At 58.4% G+C, this 16,224-nt stretch carries 15 protein-coding genes and 1 pseudogene; 14 read left to right on the top strand and 2 right to left on the bottom strand.

Features of this window, described 5'->3' with window-relative positions; all coding sequences use genetic code 11:
• The first annotated feature begins 105 nt into the window (after positions 1 to 105).
• From ML401_RS29745 to ML401_RS29760, 4 genes are all read left to right on the top strand, one after another.
• Positions 106 to 561 (top strand): Hsp20 family protein, encoded by a 456-nt coding sequence (locus ML401_RS29745; RefSeq protein WP_285807813.1) that lies wholly within the window; start codon positions 106 to 108, stop codon positions 559 to 561.
• Between the two features lie 86 nt (positions 562 to 647).
• Positions 648 to 935 (top strand): hypothetical protein, encoded by a 288-nt coding sequence (locus ML401_RS29750; RefSeq protein ID WP_285807814.1) that lies wholly within the window; start codon positions 648 to 650, stop codon positions 933 to 935.
• Positions 936 to 994: 59 nt separating this feature from the next.
• Positions 995 to 1,291, top strand: a complete 297-nt coding sequence (locus ML401_RS29755) for a hypothetical protein (protein WP_285807815.1) — start codon at positions 995 to 997, stop codon at positions 1,289 to 1,291.
• Between the two features lie 79 nt (positions 1,292 to 1,370).
• Positions 1,371 to 1,673 carry a hypothetical protein gene (locus tag ML401_RS29760; RefSeq protein WP_376717320.1) on the top strand — a complete coding sequence of 101 codons (303 nt, stop codon included), beginning with the start codon at positions 1,371 to 1,373 and terminating at the stop codon, positions 1,671 to 1,673.
• Positions 1,674 to 1,709: 36 nt separating this feature from the next.
• Here ML401_RS29760 and ML401_RS29765 read toward each other — a convergent pair.
• Positions 1,710 to 1,975 (bottom strand): annotated as a pseudogene (locus tag ML401_RS29765) (hypothetical protein).
• A gap of 638 nt (positions 1,976 to 2,613) precedes the next feature.
• Here ML401_RS29765 and ML401_RS29770 point away from each other — a divergent pair.
• From ML401_RS29770 to ML401_RS29785, 4 genes are all read left to right on the top strand, one after another.
• A complete protein-coding gene (locus ML401_RS29770) occupies positions 2,614 to 2,961 on the top strand; it encodes a hypothetical protein (RefSeq protein WP_285807817.1) in 348 nt (115 codons plus the stop codon).
• A 1,552-nt stretch (positions 2,962 to 4,513) separates the two neighbouring features.
• Positions 4,514 to 4,960 carry a hypothetical protein gene (locus ML401_RS29775; protein WP_285807818.1) on the top strand — a complete coding sequence of 149 codons (447 nt, stop codon included), beginning with the start codon at positions 4,514 to 4,516 and terminating at the stop codon, positions 4,958 to 4,960.
• The gene (locus ML401_RS29780; RefSeq protein WP_285807819.1) at positions 4,957 to 5,733 is read left to right on the top strand and encodes a metallophosphoesterase; all 777 of its coding nucleotides are present in this window, start codon (positions 4,957 to 4,959) and stop codon (positions 5,731 to 5,733) included. Before ML401_RS29775 ends, ML401_RS29780 begins: the two co-directional genes overlap by 4 nt.
• A 133-nt stretch (positions 5,734 to 5,866) precedes the next feature.
• Positions 5,867 to 6,133 carry a hypothetical protein gene (locus ML401_RS29785; protein ID WP_285807820.1) on the top strand — a complete coding sequence of 89 codons (267 nt, stop codon included), beginning with the start codon at positions 5,867 to 5,869 and terminating at the stop codon, positions 6,131 to 6,133.
• Positions 6,134 to 6,430: 297 nt separating this feature from the next.
• Here ML401_RS29785 and ML401_RS29790 read toward each other — a convergent pair whose 3' ends face one another.
• On the bottom strand, positions 6,431 to 7,840 hold the full coding sequence (locus ML401_RS29790) for an MFS transporter (protein ID WP_285807821.1): 1,410 nt from the start codon (positions 7,838 to 7,840) through the stop codon (positions 6,431 to 6,433).
• Positions 7,841 to 8,526: 686 nt separating this feature from the next.
• Here ML401_RS29790 and ML401_RS29795 point away from each other — a divergent pair.
• The 6 genes from ML401_RS29795 to ML401_RS29820 all read left to right on the top strand — a co-directional run bounded on the left by ML401_RS29795 (position 8,527) and on the right by ML401_RS29820 (position 15,985).
• Positions 8,527 to 8,964: a hypothetical protein gene (locus tag ML401_RS29795; protein WP_285807822.1), complete on the top strand. Its 438-nt coding sequence runs from the start codon at positions 8,527 to 8,529 to the stop codon at positions 8,962 to 8,964.
• Positions 8,965 to 9,853: 889 nt separating this feature from the next.
• On the top strand, positions 9,854 to 11,200 hold the full coding sequence (locus tag ML401_RS29800) for a DUF2130 domain-containing protein (RefSeq protein WP_285807823.1): 1,347 nt from the start codon (positions 9,854 to 9,856) through the stop codon (positions 11,198 to 11,200).
• Positions 11,201 to 12,017: 817 nt separating this feature from the next.
• On the top strand, positions 12,018 to 12,314 hold the full coding sequence (locus tag ML401_RS29805) for a DUF1330 domain-containing protein (protein ID WP_285807824.1): 297 nt from the start codon (positions 12,018 to 12,020) through the stop codon (positions 12,312 to 12,314).
• Between the two features lie 281 nt (positions 12,315 to 12,595).
• The gene (locus ML401_RS29810; protein ID WP_285807825.1) at positions 12,596 to 12,793 is read left to right on the top strand and encodes a hypothetical protein; all 198 of its coding nucleotides are present in this window, start codon (positions 12,596 to 12,598) and stop codon (positions 12,791 to 12,793) included.
• A gap of 90 nt (positions 12,794 to 12,883) precedes the next feature.
• Positions 12,884 to 13,114, top strand: coding sequence for a hypothetical protein (locus ML401_RS29815; RefSeq protein ID WP_285807826.1), 231 nt, complete (start codon positions 12,884 to 12,886; stop codon positions 13,112 to 13,114).
• 60 nt (positions 13,115 to 13,174) lie between these two features.
• The gene (locus ML401_RS29820; RefSeq protein WP_285807827.1) at positions 13,175 to 15,985 is read left to right on the top strand and encodes a triacylglycerol lipase; all 2,811 of its coding nucleotides are present in this window, start codon (positions 13,175 to 13,177) and stop codon (positions 15,983 to 15,985) included.
• The last annotated feature ends 239 nt before the right edge of the window (positions 15,986 to 16,224 follow it).

The following is a 16,224-nucleotide window of genomic DNA, read 5'->3' on the forward strand; positions in this document are numbered from 1 at the left end:
TCGTCCTACGACGATCGGGATGCCGTCAGGGTCCCGCCAACTGAGACGGGCACCGGTCGTGTCCGGTGCCGCTCGTAACCATTTTGCTCCCAGGAGGATCTGGCTATGCGCACTGTTGATTTTTCGCCCTTCTTCCGGTCGGCCATCGGCTTCGACCGCCTCTTTGATCTGGCCGAAGCCGCCCAGCGCGTGGGCGAAGAGAGCTATCCCCCTTACAACATCGAGCGGCTCGACGAGAATCGCTTCCAGATCTCGGTGGCGCTCGCCGGTTTCACGCCGGATGAGGTCGCGCTGACGGTCGAGCAGAACGTCCTGACGCTGGAGGGCCGCAAGGCGGACAAGGAGGGCAAGACCTTCCTGCACCGTGGCATCTCGAACCGCAACTTCAAGCGCCAGTTCACCCTTGCCGATCATGTCGAGGTCAAGGGCGCCCGCTTCGAGAACGGTCTGCTCGTTATCGACCTGCAGCGGGAGATCCCCGAGACGATGAAGCCGCGCCGCATCGAGATCAACGGCGCCGCTCCCAGCAACGTGACCCAGATTGAATCCAGAGCCGCCTGACCGGACACAGGGCAGGGACTCGATCGCCGGCCGCGCGGATCCTCCGCGCGGCCTTCCCTAACTCGTCTTTAGAAATGGAGCAAGCCATGCGGCCGACGACCGCCCCCGCCGACAACGTCGTGGACATCAATGCCCTGCTGCACCCCGACACGGCGACCGAACATCCGAGTTGCTACGATATCGTCTTGAAGCCGCGCGGACGCGGCCGGTGGAAGTGGGCCGTGCGCCGGTCTTGCGGAGAAATTCTGATGTCAGGGTCAGAGTGCGGCCGCGCGGCCGCGAGGTACAAGGCGGAGCGGGCGCTGTTTCTGCTGCTGAACGCCAGCGCATCGCGCGCGGCGTCTGTCGGAGGAAGGGCACCGGACTGGCTATAGGAACTCTCGACGTCACCGGCCGGTTGTCCGCCTCACGATCCCTGGCGCGGAGGACAACCTTGGAAAGCACCATCATCGGAGAATTCGCCACCCGGCGCGAGGCCGAGCTGGCCGTAGAGCACGTCGTCCAGGAATGTAGGGTCGCGCGAGGCGACGTCTTCGTTCAGCCTGTTGGCGCCGCGAATTCGTCTGGAACGCGATCGGCCGGCGCGGACGTCAAGGCCGCACCAACACCTGAAGGGCTGCAAAGGCTGCAAGGCGAGATCGAGGTGTCGGTGGATTTCCACGGCGACGAGCCCGACAAGATCGCCGAGGCGCTGAAGGGCGCCGGCGCAAAGACCGTTCGCACCAAGTAAGCTCTTCTGGATGGCAGGTCTCAAACATCCCGTGACCCCGGACGCTCGCTACTTCGTCGTCCGGGGGAAACTCTGGCGGATGAGCGATCCGACCATAGCTCCCGGCGACAAGGCGCGGCTGGTGAAGCAGCTGATGGATGCGCGCCGCGCAGTGAAGGCAGCCAAAGCGGCCGAAGATTCGGAGGCCGAAGCCGCAGCGCATCGACTCGTCGATCAGGCCAAGCGCGGCTTGGGAGAGCGCGGACCGGTGTGGTGGAAGGACGGCACGCCCGACTTCAATCGACACGCGGTCAAGAACACGCCGTACGCCGACTGGTACGCCGGGTCCAGGCGACAAGCCTCAGACGATCGAAACGCTTGCTCCGAAAGCCCAGCGCCGTGACTCATTCGGGACTGAGCTGGGGGTATTGGGGCGCGCTCAATCGCTGGGCAGACACTCCGGGCAGGTATCACCGATGGAATCCAAGACGGCGCGGATTTCTGCGACAGCATCGTCGGGGGAGACGCCGTAAGGTGATCCTCCCCAGCAAGCTCGAGCGCGCGCTCGCGGGCTTGGGGGTCGGTCCGATCCTTTGCCCAACCGTGCTCCTCGCATTCGTGGATCGCGCCGGCCTCCTGCAGCAGGCCGATCGCCCAGCCGCGCAGCGTACGGATCGCCGGCCGTCGTTCCTTCCTCATCAGCATCGAGATCGCTCCTGCCGGGATCGAATCCTTCCGCCCGCCCGCTCGCTCCAGGCGGTTAGCACGGGTCAGGGATTCGCAATCGGCAGGCCTGAGTCTCTTCCACGTGCTCCGTGGCGCCTGTGCGGAACGCAGCGCCCACTCACAGGAAAGCCGGTGACGCACGACGAATCGTGAGGTTTTTCGGTCACCCTTGGAAATCGCGCAGCGAGAATGAAGGTTGCAGCTCCCAGCGACGCGAGGAGTACAGAGGCTGCGGCAACTGCAGCCGCCAATCCCCATGCGCGAGCGACCGCGCCTAACGCGAGCGCGCAGAATTCCATAAAGACGTAGCCGCCCTATCCGAGAGCCAGCTGCGACTTCGTCGACCATGCGGCGAATGCCGAACCTCGCCGAGTCAAGAGCCCTGCAGCAGAAATCCCCGTTGATGCCGGTTGTCCTAAAGACATGAAATCATCGCATTAACCAAGGTCGAGCTAAAAAACTTTCATCGATTGAATGCAATCGGTTGGCATTCGCTTGAACAGACGAGTCCTTGGAAGTTTGCACGGGAGCACGGAGGCGCGTTTGACGTCAATAGAAAGAGCACCCAAATGACGCGAACCGCCGGCGAAACGCGGCAACGTGAACAGGACAGACCGATGAAATTCGACGAATTCCAGTCAGGGCCTCCGCTCAGCATCATGGCCGCCCTAGGACCCCGCTTTCGTGGCGCGCTCGAAGCGGCGACGAGCTACGCCGGTTTCCGCAAAGCAATCGTCGACCTCAACGACAACCAGGATCGCGGCTGCTTCATCGATGCGGCGCGAAGGTACGGCGGTGTCTGCAGCGCCGGCGAGCGCGAACTTCTCAAAGGCATCTGCTTGCTCTGCGACTTCGCGCAGGTTGCCGATGAAATTTCCGCCGGAGAAGCTTACGTCAATATGACGCGCTGCGGCGGAGATTTCCGCCGGGCGTTTGCTGCATGCATCCTCCATGCCGGATATTGAGGCTGTTGCATTCGGCAGCACCACCGAAGAGACGCCTCCAGCGCCGGGACTTGCCCTTGTGAACGTCAGGCCCCTTCTTGAGGCCGCTTTGCGCCGACGATGCGCGGTCTCGATATTGGCATGCCAATGAGCGGGTTGCTCGGTTGACAGGGAAACATGCGCGAGACGGCAAACTCGGAAAGATCTAGCGACTTTCGGTGTTCGTCGTCGAGCTGGCGCAAGCACGTGGACGCCTCAAGTTATTCGACGAGCGATCGCCATATTCTTGTGAGGTTTATAAGGGCCGCATCGCCTCCGGATGGACGCTCTTGGCTTGCGATTGCGCTCAGAAACGCACGATCTTTCTAGGCGTAGAACAAGTTGTTATCGATAGGATCCTGGAGGGCGGCGATAATCGCCCTAATCTGCTTCCGCGAATACAACGGCGAAAGATCGTCAGTCTTAGACGAGGTGATGCGGACGCTCCTCGGGGTGAGCATGTCATAGCGTCCGTCTCAGGCTTGCGGTTCCTCGCCGATGAGGTGGCCGCCCTACGACTCGCGATCCGTAGCTGCAGCGTGCCTGCGCGGTAAAACATATCGCCGCCAGAGTCGTAGGGTGGTGCCCAACGTTTCCACCCTAGGCGCCCTCGTCTGCTTCGGTACCTTCGATGGACCTCCTTCGCACGCCCTCGCCTTCCGCGTCGTCCGCAAACGTGAACTCCAGGTCGTACCCGCGCTCAAAAACCCATCGAATCTTTTCCAGCACGGCGCGCCGTCTAGCGTCTGGCTTTTCGGGAAGCTGGGCCTCGACAGCCACTACTGTCTTTCTCGTTATGCCTGCGGCCGAAGCCAGACGCGCTTGATTGATGCCGGCGAGCTTGCGGGCATTCCTGATCATAGTCGGCGAAAGAAGCGGTCGTATTTTCCCTCGAGCCAATTGCAGCCATCCCTCGGATATCCTTCTTCATCCATGGGGGGCGTATGATCGACTGTCCAGAGTTCAAGGATTCGTTTTCCAAGGATTCCTGATTTTGGCGCGGCGAGCCCGATGTCGGAATTTCGCGGGTGCCGAGCCTCAATTCCCACGCCGGGTTCAGCGCAGGACGGAAGGCGCGTTTCCATCGACGACAAGGCACGGCAGCCTCACGCCTAGAAACGGAGGAGAAAGCGCAATGTCACCGAAAACATAATTATGACACATTTAGCGATGACTCTTCGACGAGATGCTTGACCATGCGTCCGAGCGACTTCCAAGGAGATGCCAAATCACTGAGCATAAGACGACGGGCACGCTGTCTGGGATCGGAGAGTGGCCGACGGGGGAAGCTCGCAAACCAACGTTCGTCAGGGACGGCAATTGCGTTCGTCTCTCGGGAATGGTTAGGATTTCCACCTTTCCTCTCTAGAACATTTGGCATGGCCGCGATCCGTCGCCATGTGCACGTCCCGGATGAGCTTGCCGTTCGCGCTGCGCATGGTCGGCGCGCAACCGTAACAACATTTAAAATTCTCAACGACCAACCAATCAGCGGTGAACGCGCGGCCTCTCGCGCGAGCGATGGAGTATTGCTATGAGTCAGACTGCCTCCGACGATGAACAGAAAGGCTGGCCTGCCGTTTTGACGTATTGGCGGTCAATGCCGGCCGAAGCGTTCGATCACGCTTCGCAAGACGAAGTAGGCTCGTGTGTTCGCAGCGTCATGACGACCAACGCGGACTTGAAGTCAGCCATCGAGGGCGATGTGGCTACTGCCTGCAGTCTGGCTCTCAAGATGACGATCCCCGCTCGCATCGGTCCACACGCCGACCTGGTCATGACGACTCTCTTGAATTGCGCTTTCGTGAATCCGGCCGCCGCTCTTGTTCTTTCCACAAGGCTCGGACAAATGCCCTTGCCGTGGCGTACACGCGCCCGCCTTTCGACATCCTGGAAGGTACACAACATCTACTTGGCACGGCGCAGCTACGGGCGCCGCTCCATTCCGGTCGCCCTCCTGCGGCGCGAGGACGACCGATGAAGCTGAAGATTCAGATCTTGTCGGACTTGCACGTCGATTGTCCCGGCGCCCGCGGCTTCCCCCCGCTGGTGTCGGACACCGACATAGTCCTGATCGCTGGCGATACCTGCGAAGGACTTCAACGCGCCATCAGGGAAATGCGCTCGGCGTATCCTCGAACCGAGATAGTAACCTGCGCCGGAAACCATGAATTCTACGGTGGCTCGTATTTCGATCAACTCGCGGAAGGACGCGAATGTGCCCGTGAACTCGGCGTTCATTTCCTCGAAGACGGCGTGGCAACATTTGGACAGTTGCGAATCCTAGGATGCACGCTGTGGACCGACTACGACCTGCTTGGAAAGGGTCTGCGCGACGCTGCCATGCAGACCGCATCTGCGACGATGCGTGATCACAAGCGCATCAAGTGGCAGAGCAAGCCGTGGAAGCGGTTCAGGCCGATCGAAGCCCGCATGCTCCATGAACGATCGCGTGCGTTCTTGGCTGCCGAACTCGCGCGCGATCACGGCGGTGCCACGATCGTGATGACACACACTGGACCTACTCTTGATCACATTCCGCCGCTGAACCGGTCGGAGTTGATCTCGGCTGCGTACGCTTCACGCCTCGACGAACTGATCGATCGTTTTCAACCCAGTCATTGGGTATCAGGTCACGTCCACTACCCTGTCGACCTGGTTCGCGGCCACACACGGCTGCTCTCAAATAGTTGCGGATATGCAGACGAGATCGCCGGTTACGACCCGTCCCTGACCATAGATATTGAGGCATGACGAACGAGACCCGGGCCCGGGGAACGGCACCCGCACCGTCGCAGCGCTCCGTCCCGGCGGTGGCCGGCGATGCGGTACATAGCGGCGCCGTGACCGCTCTGCGACTCCACAACGACATCAAGGAGAGGCTGCCATGCTCGTGGTGACGATTGAGATCTTTCCCGGCGGCAGCCAGGCTTTGCGGCGAACGATCGGGACGCTGCGCATCGGCAACGAAAGCGACTTGGCAGACGTGTCAAAATACCGCGTGTTCGCTACTCGCTCGGCTAATCCGCTCATTGGCCAGGCCTCCGGCGCCGCAGAGTTTATGGTTCTTGACCACAATCGCCGACAAGAAGTTTGGTACCTGCTGCAGCGCGTATGCAAGGAAGCCATGACGGCGGATTGGGTCGTCGACTAAACGCCCGAAAGCGAAGAATGGCTTACGCGCCGCAAAACTCCGCGGAAGGATGCCGGAGGCCTCGGGATTACCGCGCCCGTCGTGGAGCTTGCGATTGAAATCGCGTGTTCGACCGCAGTGGCGCCCGTTGCCGGTCTGCACGGGGAAGTGCGCCTGCTTACGTAGGCCCCCTCAATAAATGCAGAAAGAAAGTCGATCCTGATTTGCCAGTTCGCACGGCGGTCGGAGATCATTCCGATGTATTGCCGTGCTATGGATGGCGGTCGATCCGATATGGGCCTACTTTTAGGGCCGAGATCAACGTTCGACCAACGAAAAGGCAGCGAGAGACGCCGCTAGGCAGGCAGCCGCAGCAATCACGAGCGCCATATGGAAGGCCCGGACAAAGTCTGTGCCTTCCGAAGCCATGACCCCCGCCAGCAACGAGGTCGCGATCAGGCCTCCAGTTCGCGCAACGGCGCTGTTGAAGCCGGAGGCCGACCCCGAATGCCGCACGTCAACGGAGTTCAGCACGGCGGTCGTCAGCGGCGCAGCGGCACACCCAAGTCCAAGCGCGAGAATGATGACGGCAGGATACACGTCGCGCCATAGGCTCGCAGCGGGCCCAATTCTCAAGGCCAGCATGAAGCCTGAAGCAACTATGAGCGGACCGATACTCAGCACGGTACGGGAGCTCGTTCGCGCTGATATGCTTCCCATGAACGGAGAGACGATTGATAGCGTGAGCGGGAGAGGCAGCATCGCGGCGCCCGCTGCCGCTGAGGAGAAATTAGCGCTTTGCATCAGGGTGAACGGCAACAGCACCAAAACGGCGCCTAGGGCACCGTACAGCAGCATCGTAAGCAGCGTTAGTCCAATAAACGATCTTGAAGCGAGAAGGCCGAGAGGCAACATCGCCCGATCACCCCGGTGCTTTTCCACGAAAAGGAATGAAGTCAACGCGGCAAGAGCGAGCACCAGGATCGCGGCAGCTTCCGGAGACCATCCGCCCTTCGCGGAATACTTTGTCAACGCCCATGCCAGCGCGGCGAGACCCAATGTAGCTAAAGACCCACCCAATAAATCGAGCTTTGGCTCCTTCCTGTCGACGTCCGCTGGTACGTAGCGCCAGGAAAGCAATAGAGATGTCGCCGCCAATGGAATATTGATGAAGAATACGAGGCGCCAGCTCCCATAGTCGATCAGAGTTCCTCCCGCGACCGGACCGATTGCGCCCGAGATCGCGCCGGCAGACGCCCATATGCCGATGGCTCTGGCTTTCTCAGCGCCTAGGAACGTTTGCCCCAATACGGCGAGGCTGTTCGGCATCAAAAATGCGGCACCTACCCCCTGCGCGAATCTACCGATTAGCAAGATCGTCAAATTGGGGGCACATGCGCAAACAAGGGATGCAATCGCGAACAGCGAAACCCCCATCATCAGTAGGCGCCGCCTGCCAAATCGATCTCCGGCCGCTCCTCCAAGCAGAAGGAGCGCACTTAAAGGGATTAGATAGGAGGTGACAACCCACGGCAGAGTTTCTGCCTCTGCCCCAAGACTGCGGCCAATGGTCGGAAGCCCAACATTGACGACCGAGCCGTCGATCAAGGCCATGCTGGAAGCCAACACGGTGGCTCCTAACACCAAATATCGAGTTCCTGTGGGCGTCGAGGCGCCGACGGATGGCTCGATGGCGACATCGCAGGGAAGTTGGATTCCGACAGCCATCAACTTGTCCTTTACGCCGCCCGGGGGCATGCGCTAGTTGCTTCATATATTACAGTCACTTCGCCGTGAAGCGTGTCTTCCGCCCGTGACAACATTCTTGCGGTCTGCGTCAGCAGCATCGAGCATTCAGCTTGGCCGAATCCGTCTGGCCTGCGCGCTGTCCGCGACGCGGGCGATTGCGCTTCCATTCTCGCGCCGGTTAAAACGGTCGCGTCGGAGCTGTGAACCAAGATTGCTGTTGTGCAGGTTCAAGGATTCGCTTTTTCCCATGCTTCTTCGCGATTCCCCGGCCGCGCTTGTCAATTCCTTCGGCCCGGGCTCGCGAGTCCTTGCCCCGCACGTCTAAACTTATGGTTCGAGTAAAAAGGCTGGAGACGCTCCTGTTAAATGATGTAACCGAAACCATAATATAGCCATATTTTGACATCTTCATGAGGTGCTTCGGCGAATCTGATTATCGGAAAGCACGAGGCATGGAGCAGTTTGAGACACGTAGACGCCTCGCGCAATGCAACGCGGTCGCCATCAGCATAGCGATCCGGACGGCTGTCCCATTTAGAGCGGACGCACTCCGGCGAGTTTTCTCGGGTTAGGCGCGCCGCTCAACCCCAAACACCGACTACAGAATCGCCGCGCAAATTCGTGCGGCGAAACGCGCCTCCGCGCGCGGCGATGGAGTTTTGCAAATGAGATGGAACGAAAACGGCGGCGCGACCCGATCTGAACGGCATCGCGCGCTATCCTATTGGCGCAAGTTACCATGTGAAGCATTCGAGCTCGAGATGCAGGACGAGGTGCTGTCTTGTGTCGCGCAAATGGCATCGACTTTCGACGATATGCAAAGGGCTATCGATGGAGATGTTACGGCCGCGATCGATATCGCGCTGAAGCTCGATACGCCCGGAGTGATCACCGCGTCCGTTGACCTTACGATGACGGTGCTATTGCGCAGCGCCTTCCAGGATGCCGACGCCGCGATGGCGTTATCGACCAAGCTTCTGCAGATGCCGCTACCATCGATTGATCGAGCCAAGCTGGCCGCTTCATGGCGCCTTCACAACGTCTACCTGACATGGCGTTCCCGCCGAAGCGCATCTCGCAATCGATCGCGCCGGCGAAGCTGACGATGCGGCTCAGGACCCGAATCATCAGCGATTTCACCCTGCGCGGGTGGATCACGGGCGGAACGCTCTCCATCGCTTGCTCGGATCCGGCTCCGAACAATAGATCGCGATCAACCCTCCTACTGGGTTTGCGGGCACACCCGTATCCAATCGACGTCGTTCGCGGTCGTCCGAGCTTCACTTGAAGCGAAGACATGCCGACGAGCATGTTGCATTCGATAGCGCTCCTTCCAACGAGGTCTTGGCACGTGAAGAGCCAAAAGTCGCCCCCATGCTCCATGTCGCTGGACGAGGATTCCCGACTTCTCCCTGATGTTGCGGGGATTGCCGTTGATTCGTTCGCGGGTCCGCCGAACGCATCGGTCCGCACGCTTCGGTCCCGTCGCCGCGCCCGGCCAAGCGCATCCACGCGACCGACCCGGGACCCTTTACACTGGTGGAGGACGCGAGCCGCGCAGAGCTTCGACGATCTCGATCTCAAAATATTGGTCTTATTGCTTGATCGCTATTCGCTGACCAGACCCAACTGGCGTGACGTGCTCTCCGGAGTCTCGGCCGATACCATCGATCATCTAGCACGACATCGCTTTCCTTCCCCGAATCGGGACCTTTTGATGACAAGCCTGCTGCGCAGCGCCCTCGCGGGCGACAGGGATGCCTCGCGATTCCTGATTGCTGAGCTGCGCAGGCACGGCCTAGGCGATCTCGCCAATTCCTGGCGCCACGTCCGCCTGGGTCCGCGACACATTGCTTTAAGGCGACCCAATGCGAAGGCTCACCGAAGGCCGCCTGGCCGGAATAGCTCGAAATCTAAAAGGCAGGCGCCAAACGACGACTGACCGAAGCGCCCTGCCGATGAAATCAACATGCAAACGCAATAGGATGCACGATGAACTTCAAAGCCGCCGTTCCGGAAGCCCATGATGCGACCCTTAAATGCCCGAACTGCAATTACCCGATCAGGCTGACGGAGTCCTTGGCCGCGCCCTTGATCGAAGAGACACGGAAGCAATTCCAGAAGCAGCTCGTCGAGAAAGATGACGAGGTGGCCCAGCAGCTCGATTTGGTGCGCCAGGAACGCGACGACGTGGCTAAAGCCCGCCAAGAGGTCGAGGAGCAGGTCCGCAAGCGGTTGGATAGCGAGCGCTCTTCTCTTGTCTCTGCCGAAGCGAAAAAAGCTCGCGACGCGGCAGCTGCGGAGCTCAGGACCAAGGAAGCCGAGGCGGTCGAGCTTCGCCGTAGTCTGCAGATCAACGACGCCAAACTCGCCGAGGCGCAGCGCGATCATGCCGAGCTTCTTCGCAAACAGCGAGAGTTGGACGAAGCCAGGCGCGAACTCGAACTCACGATCGAACGGCGAGTCCGAGGTTCCGTGGAAGAGCTGCGGACGAAAGCTAAGCAGGAGGCGGATGAGGCGGCGCGTTTGCGGCTCTTGGAGCGGGAGCAGACCATCGACTCAATGGCCAGGACGATCGAGGATCTCAAACGCAAAGCCGAACAAGGTTCTCAACAGTCGCAAGGCGAGGCGCTGGAACTCGACCTTCAAAACCTCCTTGCAACGCGTTTCCCGGCCGATCTCATCGAAGCGATCGGAAAGGGCGAAGCGGGGGCAGATCTCGTTCAGCATGTAAACGGGGCCATCGCCCAGCGCGCGGGATCCATTATGTGGGAAACCAAGCGCACGAAGGCTTGGAGCGATGGATGGCTCGCTAAGCTTAGGGACGATCAGAGGCGTTCGGGAGCTGATGTCGCCCTGATCGTCTCCCAAGCCCTCCCCAAGAACGTCGAGCATTTCGATTTGATCGACGGAGTATGGGTGACACATCCCCGCTGCGCGCTGCCGGTCGCCATTGCTCTCAGACAGTCTCTTCTTGAGGTCAGCGGATCACGGCTGGTTCAGCAGGGACAGAAGACCAAGGTCGAGCAGATCTATCAGTACCTGACGGGCACGAGATTTCGCCAGCGGGTGGAAGCCGTCGTCGAAAAATTCAATGACATGCGCGACGATCTGGACAAGGAACGCAAGTTCGTAACCCGCCTTTGGGCCAAGCGTGAAACCCAGATCGTTTCTGTGATCGAATCGACTGTCGGTTTGGTGGGCGATCTTCAGGCGATCGCCGGTAAGGCCATGCCTGACATCGCCCTGCTCGACCTTCCCGATATGGAGACAAATGATGAGCTCTCCGACTTCTTTGATGGCGGGCAGACCGAGGACGAGGCTCGCGAAGGTCGTTAGCAGGGCTTGTTCATGCCGTGTGCTTCGCCGCTGGAATTGGGCCGCGCGCGAGTCGTCAAGTTAACTAGCGACAGCAGATGTCGCCGGACTGAGGCGGCAGGTCGAGGCGGCACATCCAGGCGCAGGAAATGAGGCGTATCCGCATAGGACCTCGCCTCAACGGAGCAGGCTCCACATCAGCCAGTCGTCTGCCCTTTTTCGCAGGGGGACCAAAGCTACGACGGGAGACCCGCCAGCGGCAGCACAGAGCCGTAATACGCCAAGCTATCCGAGACTATTGCCCGACAGAGATTTGGCCAAGTACTAGCATCAGCGCCAATATGCTTGAAAATACGCTCAATGCCACGATGGTGACCTTGAAGACGAGGACGGCTGCCAAGCTGCACTCCCCGAATAACTGCAAATCACCTGAATCATACTCGGTGGGCTTGCAGCTTCAACCCCTAAGATAGCTGACCGGCAGGCTCATCGCGCCGATGTTTCTCTTGCTTCGCCACCGCTTGCGAAGCAGACCCGACTCGCAAACCGGGTAGCGGCTCGACTAGTTTCGCAACAATTTCAGAGCCTTCCGGTGGCCGGGATTGTAGCGTCGGCTTTGCAAGAGAAGTTGCTCCAAAAGCGTCATCAAACAAATCACTTCATTATTTGCAGTTCAATTGACCCCTGATTGGTTTTACTACAAAGAGAACCTGCAATTGGCGGGCCGCTCTACTCCCACAGGTTCATTGCGTGAAAGCGAGGTATCTGCCGGGAGTTGCCGATGCGGATTCCAAACCTCGCTTTCACGATCTGGCCGATAATTATTAGGAGAGAGAAGATGGCAGCATACGTCATTGCCGAACACATCATAACCGATGCGGCAAAATTCGAGGAATATCGAACCAAGGTCGGACCGCTGATCGCGAAGCACGGCGGCCGCAATCTTACCAAGGGTGGAAGCCAGAAGATGCCCGAGGGCGGGCATTGGAAACCCGATCGCGTTATCATCATCGAGTTTCCCGACATGGAGGCACTGAACGCCTGGTACACTTCGGCAGAGTACCAACCGCTCATCGCCCTCCGCAAACAGTGCACGAGCGATCGCGACATGTTGTTTACGCTCGAAGGCCTTTAGTTTGGAGAAGGCACGTTCGCCGGACTGGTGCCGGGTATAAACCGCAATGGTATCAACCAGTAAGTTGGTAAGAAACCCAGCGGGGCGCCGGCACCACCACGTCTGCCGATTGGCCGGTTGGGAGCCTTCGGTGATGTCCAAATCCCGGCCCGCGACGCCCGGTCGATCCTATCGGCAGCAAATCGCGGCTCGACCAAAGGTGGCTTGCCAAGTCCCCTACAATGCGGGAGAGTACCGCATTCCTTTCTCGATTTCGCGAAATCCTATTCCGGAGTTGTCGCTTGAACGAGGTTTTTTACGCAACACTAGCTCAACGGGTTCGCAACGTTGCGCGGATGACCGCCAACCCATTCATCAAGAAGCGGTTGATCAACGTAGCCGAACGCTACCAGCTTAAGGCTGACGACCTGTTGTTCGAAGCTGACAGGCTTTATGTCGTCACAGACGATATGGGCGCCCTTCCCTGCAACGACAATTGATTGGATCGCGGCGGAGCTTTGGGCCGTTTCGTGTCTTACCGCGACGGTCGCGCAAGGAAGAAAGGGGGCGTTGGGCTCTCGATCAACCCGATGGCTACGATGAGCGGATCTCCCAAAGATGCAGACGCCAGCAGCGCCATTTATCGTGGTGCCTGGTATTCGCTCGCGAGGGCTCCCGAAGCCGGATACTGGCAATATACGATTAGCTTTGAAGGTCGAGATATAATCGGGCGCATAGAGGCGCGCCTTTCGCTCTTGGCTATCCGCCAGATCAAGCTGCGAATTGATCGCGAACTGCAGGGCACGCCTGCACGTGACTAATAGCCGATTCTTCAGCGGAATAGAGACCTACCCCTTCGACCACAAGATGGACTCTCCCCCATGAAGAGTACGCCAGCAAAAGTCATTCTTGTTCATGGAACTTGGGGCCGGGGATTCAATCCTGAAAGTAAATCACTTTCGAAACAGACTGCTGCCGCCGAACCTCGTTGGTTCGAAATGGGCTCGAAATTCTATTCGGCCTTGGCTTCCGCTCTAGCAGGCTTAGTGAAAGCGGCAGACCTGAATTCGTTTCTTTGGTCGGGAGCCAATTCAATCGAAGAACGGCGAAGCGCTGCCACGCGCCTGGCAAGGATATTAGATGACAGCGTCGCTGCAGCGCCGGAGGTACCACATTTCATCATCGCTCACAGTCACGGCGGAAACCTCGCGCTAGATGCGCGGGAGGCGATGTTGGGCAGTCCGTTCAACGTGCACATTCTGACCATGGCCACGCCGTTTCTCTCCATTTACCGCGCGGTCCCTCGGATCATCGATAGGCTTTTTGTAATCTGCCTTTCACTCGGTGCCGCAACATTCGCAGGCTATCTCTTGATAGCATGGACGTTTGCTTCCAGTTTTTTCCTGTACCTCCCTTGGTTGCTCTCCCTCATGTCGATCATTTTTGGCATCATTACCTTTTGTGTCTGGGCATATCGAGCTCTTCTAGTCACGCAGCGACCCAGTCGCCGCTCCCGAACGCTAGAGTTCGCGCGGCGTATCAACAACTATACTTTACTTGTGAGTAGCATCATATTCGCTGCCAGCTGGCTTTCGTTTGGGCGAAATCCAGCGGGTATATTTGGGAGCACGGACTTGCATGACGCTAATTCCGCGCTGTTCACCTTAATGCTCCTTGGAGGCACAGCGGTTGTACTTCCCGTGATCATTCCGTCTTTGCTCGTCTTCTTCGTCTCACGATCAATTGCAGGAAATATTCTTTACGGGCCGCAATATGAATCGCCAAAGATTTCCCGGGTGGTTCCTAATCTAAAAATCCTAAGGAGCCGACGAGATGAAGCTACTCTGACGTTGCTGTTTGGAAAGCTTGCAAGCTTTCTGACGCATATCGCCGCCTCCATTTCGATGATCATCCCGATTGCCGCGGCCTCGATTGTTGTATCCTTCTCGTATATTGCGATGAAGTATTTGCTCTCGACGGTACAAACCTATTCTGAATGCCTAGCGAGCCTTACCCCAGATTGCGTAAATCAGCAGCTTCTTGCCCTCGTCCTATCTGTTTCGATGAATGATTCGATCGCTAAAATCGCTCATTACGTCGCATTTGGGCTTGGATTGAGCGCCTTCCTCGTTTTGCTTGCAGTCATTTGCAAGTCGTTTTTTGGCAGAGAGCTGTTCTATCGATCGCTTAATGCGGCCGTCGACGTTTCCGATACGCCTGGCGGTTCCAACTCCTACAAAGTCGATTGGTGCGTTCCCTCTGAAGGAGGCCTGCTAAACCTTCGGCATTCGCTTTATAACAATCCCGATGCACTGAAGGCGATTGTGGCCTACATCGAACATGCTTGCACCACTAAGGAGCCTCTCGACGATGTGACTGCGGGCGAGCCTCCTTCGGTGGCTCGGAAGAACGAGATATGGCGCAACGCTGCGGCATTCGTGGCCGTGGGATGCATTTATGCTCTCACTGCTTCGGTCGCCTACGCTCCGTCTGGCGCTCGCTCCATCCGCTGCTCGCTCGCTTCCTATTTCGAACCATCGGCTGCAGCAGGCGGATTCACCGTCCTCGTCGCAGGCTTCGAAGGCGACTTTGAAGGCGTGGGCGACCGTTTCGCCAAGTCGATCGCCCAACAATACGGCTTTCCGGTCATCCAAACGTGCTTGCAGGTGTCCAAGAGCGCGGCCACGGGGAAGCAAGGCAGTTCGTTCGGCGAGGTATCTGCAGCGTGGCTGCTGAGGAGGCACAACTCTGATCTAATTTTGTGGGGTAAGGTGACTGGCGAACAGCGGGTCGAGTTGCATGTCTGGCACCGCGGCCCCTTCCGGGATCCGATCATTCAAACGGAGCTCAAACCGGCCGACGTTCCCGCATTTGTTGCGACGAAGCTCCAGAGTGATCTGGTCCATGCAATTGAGTATTCGGCGAGGGAAACGTCTTCGTCTAATCCGCCGCCCATTCTTTCGAAATACGCCGATCAAGTGGACGCGTTCGCTCAGAGCATCGATCGGAATGCTGATGAATTGGGAGCCTCTGCTGGATTGGGAGGCCCGTTGCGCGACTTCTTGCGCCTAAGGGATACGATTGGAATACACGTAGCTGCCGGGAGGTTGATGAAAGCGGCAGCGACGGCTTCCAACGATGGACAGCGAGCAAAAATGGCGGTTTCTCATTTTGAGCGCGCGTCGGAGATGTGGGACGGCGCGGGAAAGAACAAGAGCTCCTTGTCGAACGATTGGAAGCGAGACGAGAGCTCCGCGTTGCTGTTGGACGCTCGACTAAACAAGAATCAGGTTTCGGCAAAGCTGGTTGCATCTAGGTACTTGGCCGACTACGAGGAAGCTCGCAAAAATCTCAACTATTTAAACTATCAACTGGCTGAGTATGCTCAGAGAGCTGCTTCAGCGGCTTCCGAGGCATCTGCGATCACCGGAGATCGGGATTCGACTAGTGCATCCATCCGCCTCGCATGTGAAAGCCTATTGCTGTTGCGTTATTGGCAAGACGATAAAAAAGGGATCCAGAAGCACAATCTTGAGCTTGCTCGGCAAAGTCGGATGGGAGCCGTCCTTCCAGATACTCCACCTCCTGAGCAAAGTGAGGCATATCAAAATCTCGCCCGCCTGGGGAAAACACCCTCCTCCATCATCGCGCGGGGACGAGAAATGAAACTGAAAGATTGCGAGTCGTTCTAACGCGCTGAAGTGCAACCCTCTGGATGCCAAACGCCTGACGCCCGGGCCCGGCGCAGTAAGCATATGGACGGCCTAAGTCGATTCCGTTTCAACCGATTAGTCCGAAGCGCCTCCTCAATCGTGTTCGGGCACGATTAAGCGCAGTCGCAATCCGCCAGTCATTTTGGTCCTGAGAACTTCAAACAGATCTCAGCGGAGCGTCTGCCTGGCGGTCTCATTATTTGGCTGCGTCCCCGATC

The sequence above is a fragment of the Bradyrhizobium sp. 62B genome, from assembly GCF_030272265.2.
GTDB lineage: Bacteria > Pseudomonadota > Alphaproteobacteria > Rhizobiales > Xanthobacteraceae > Bradyrhizobium.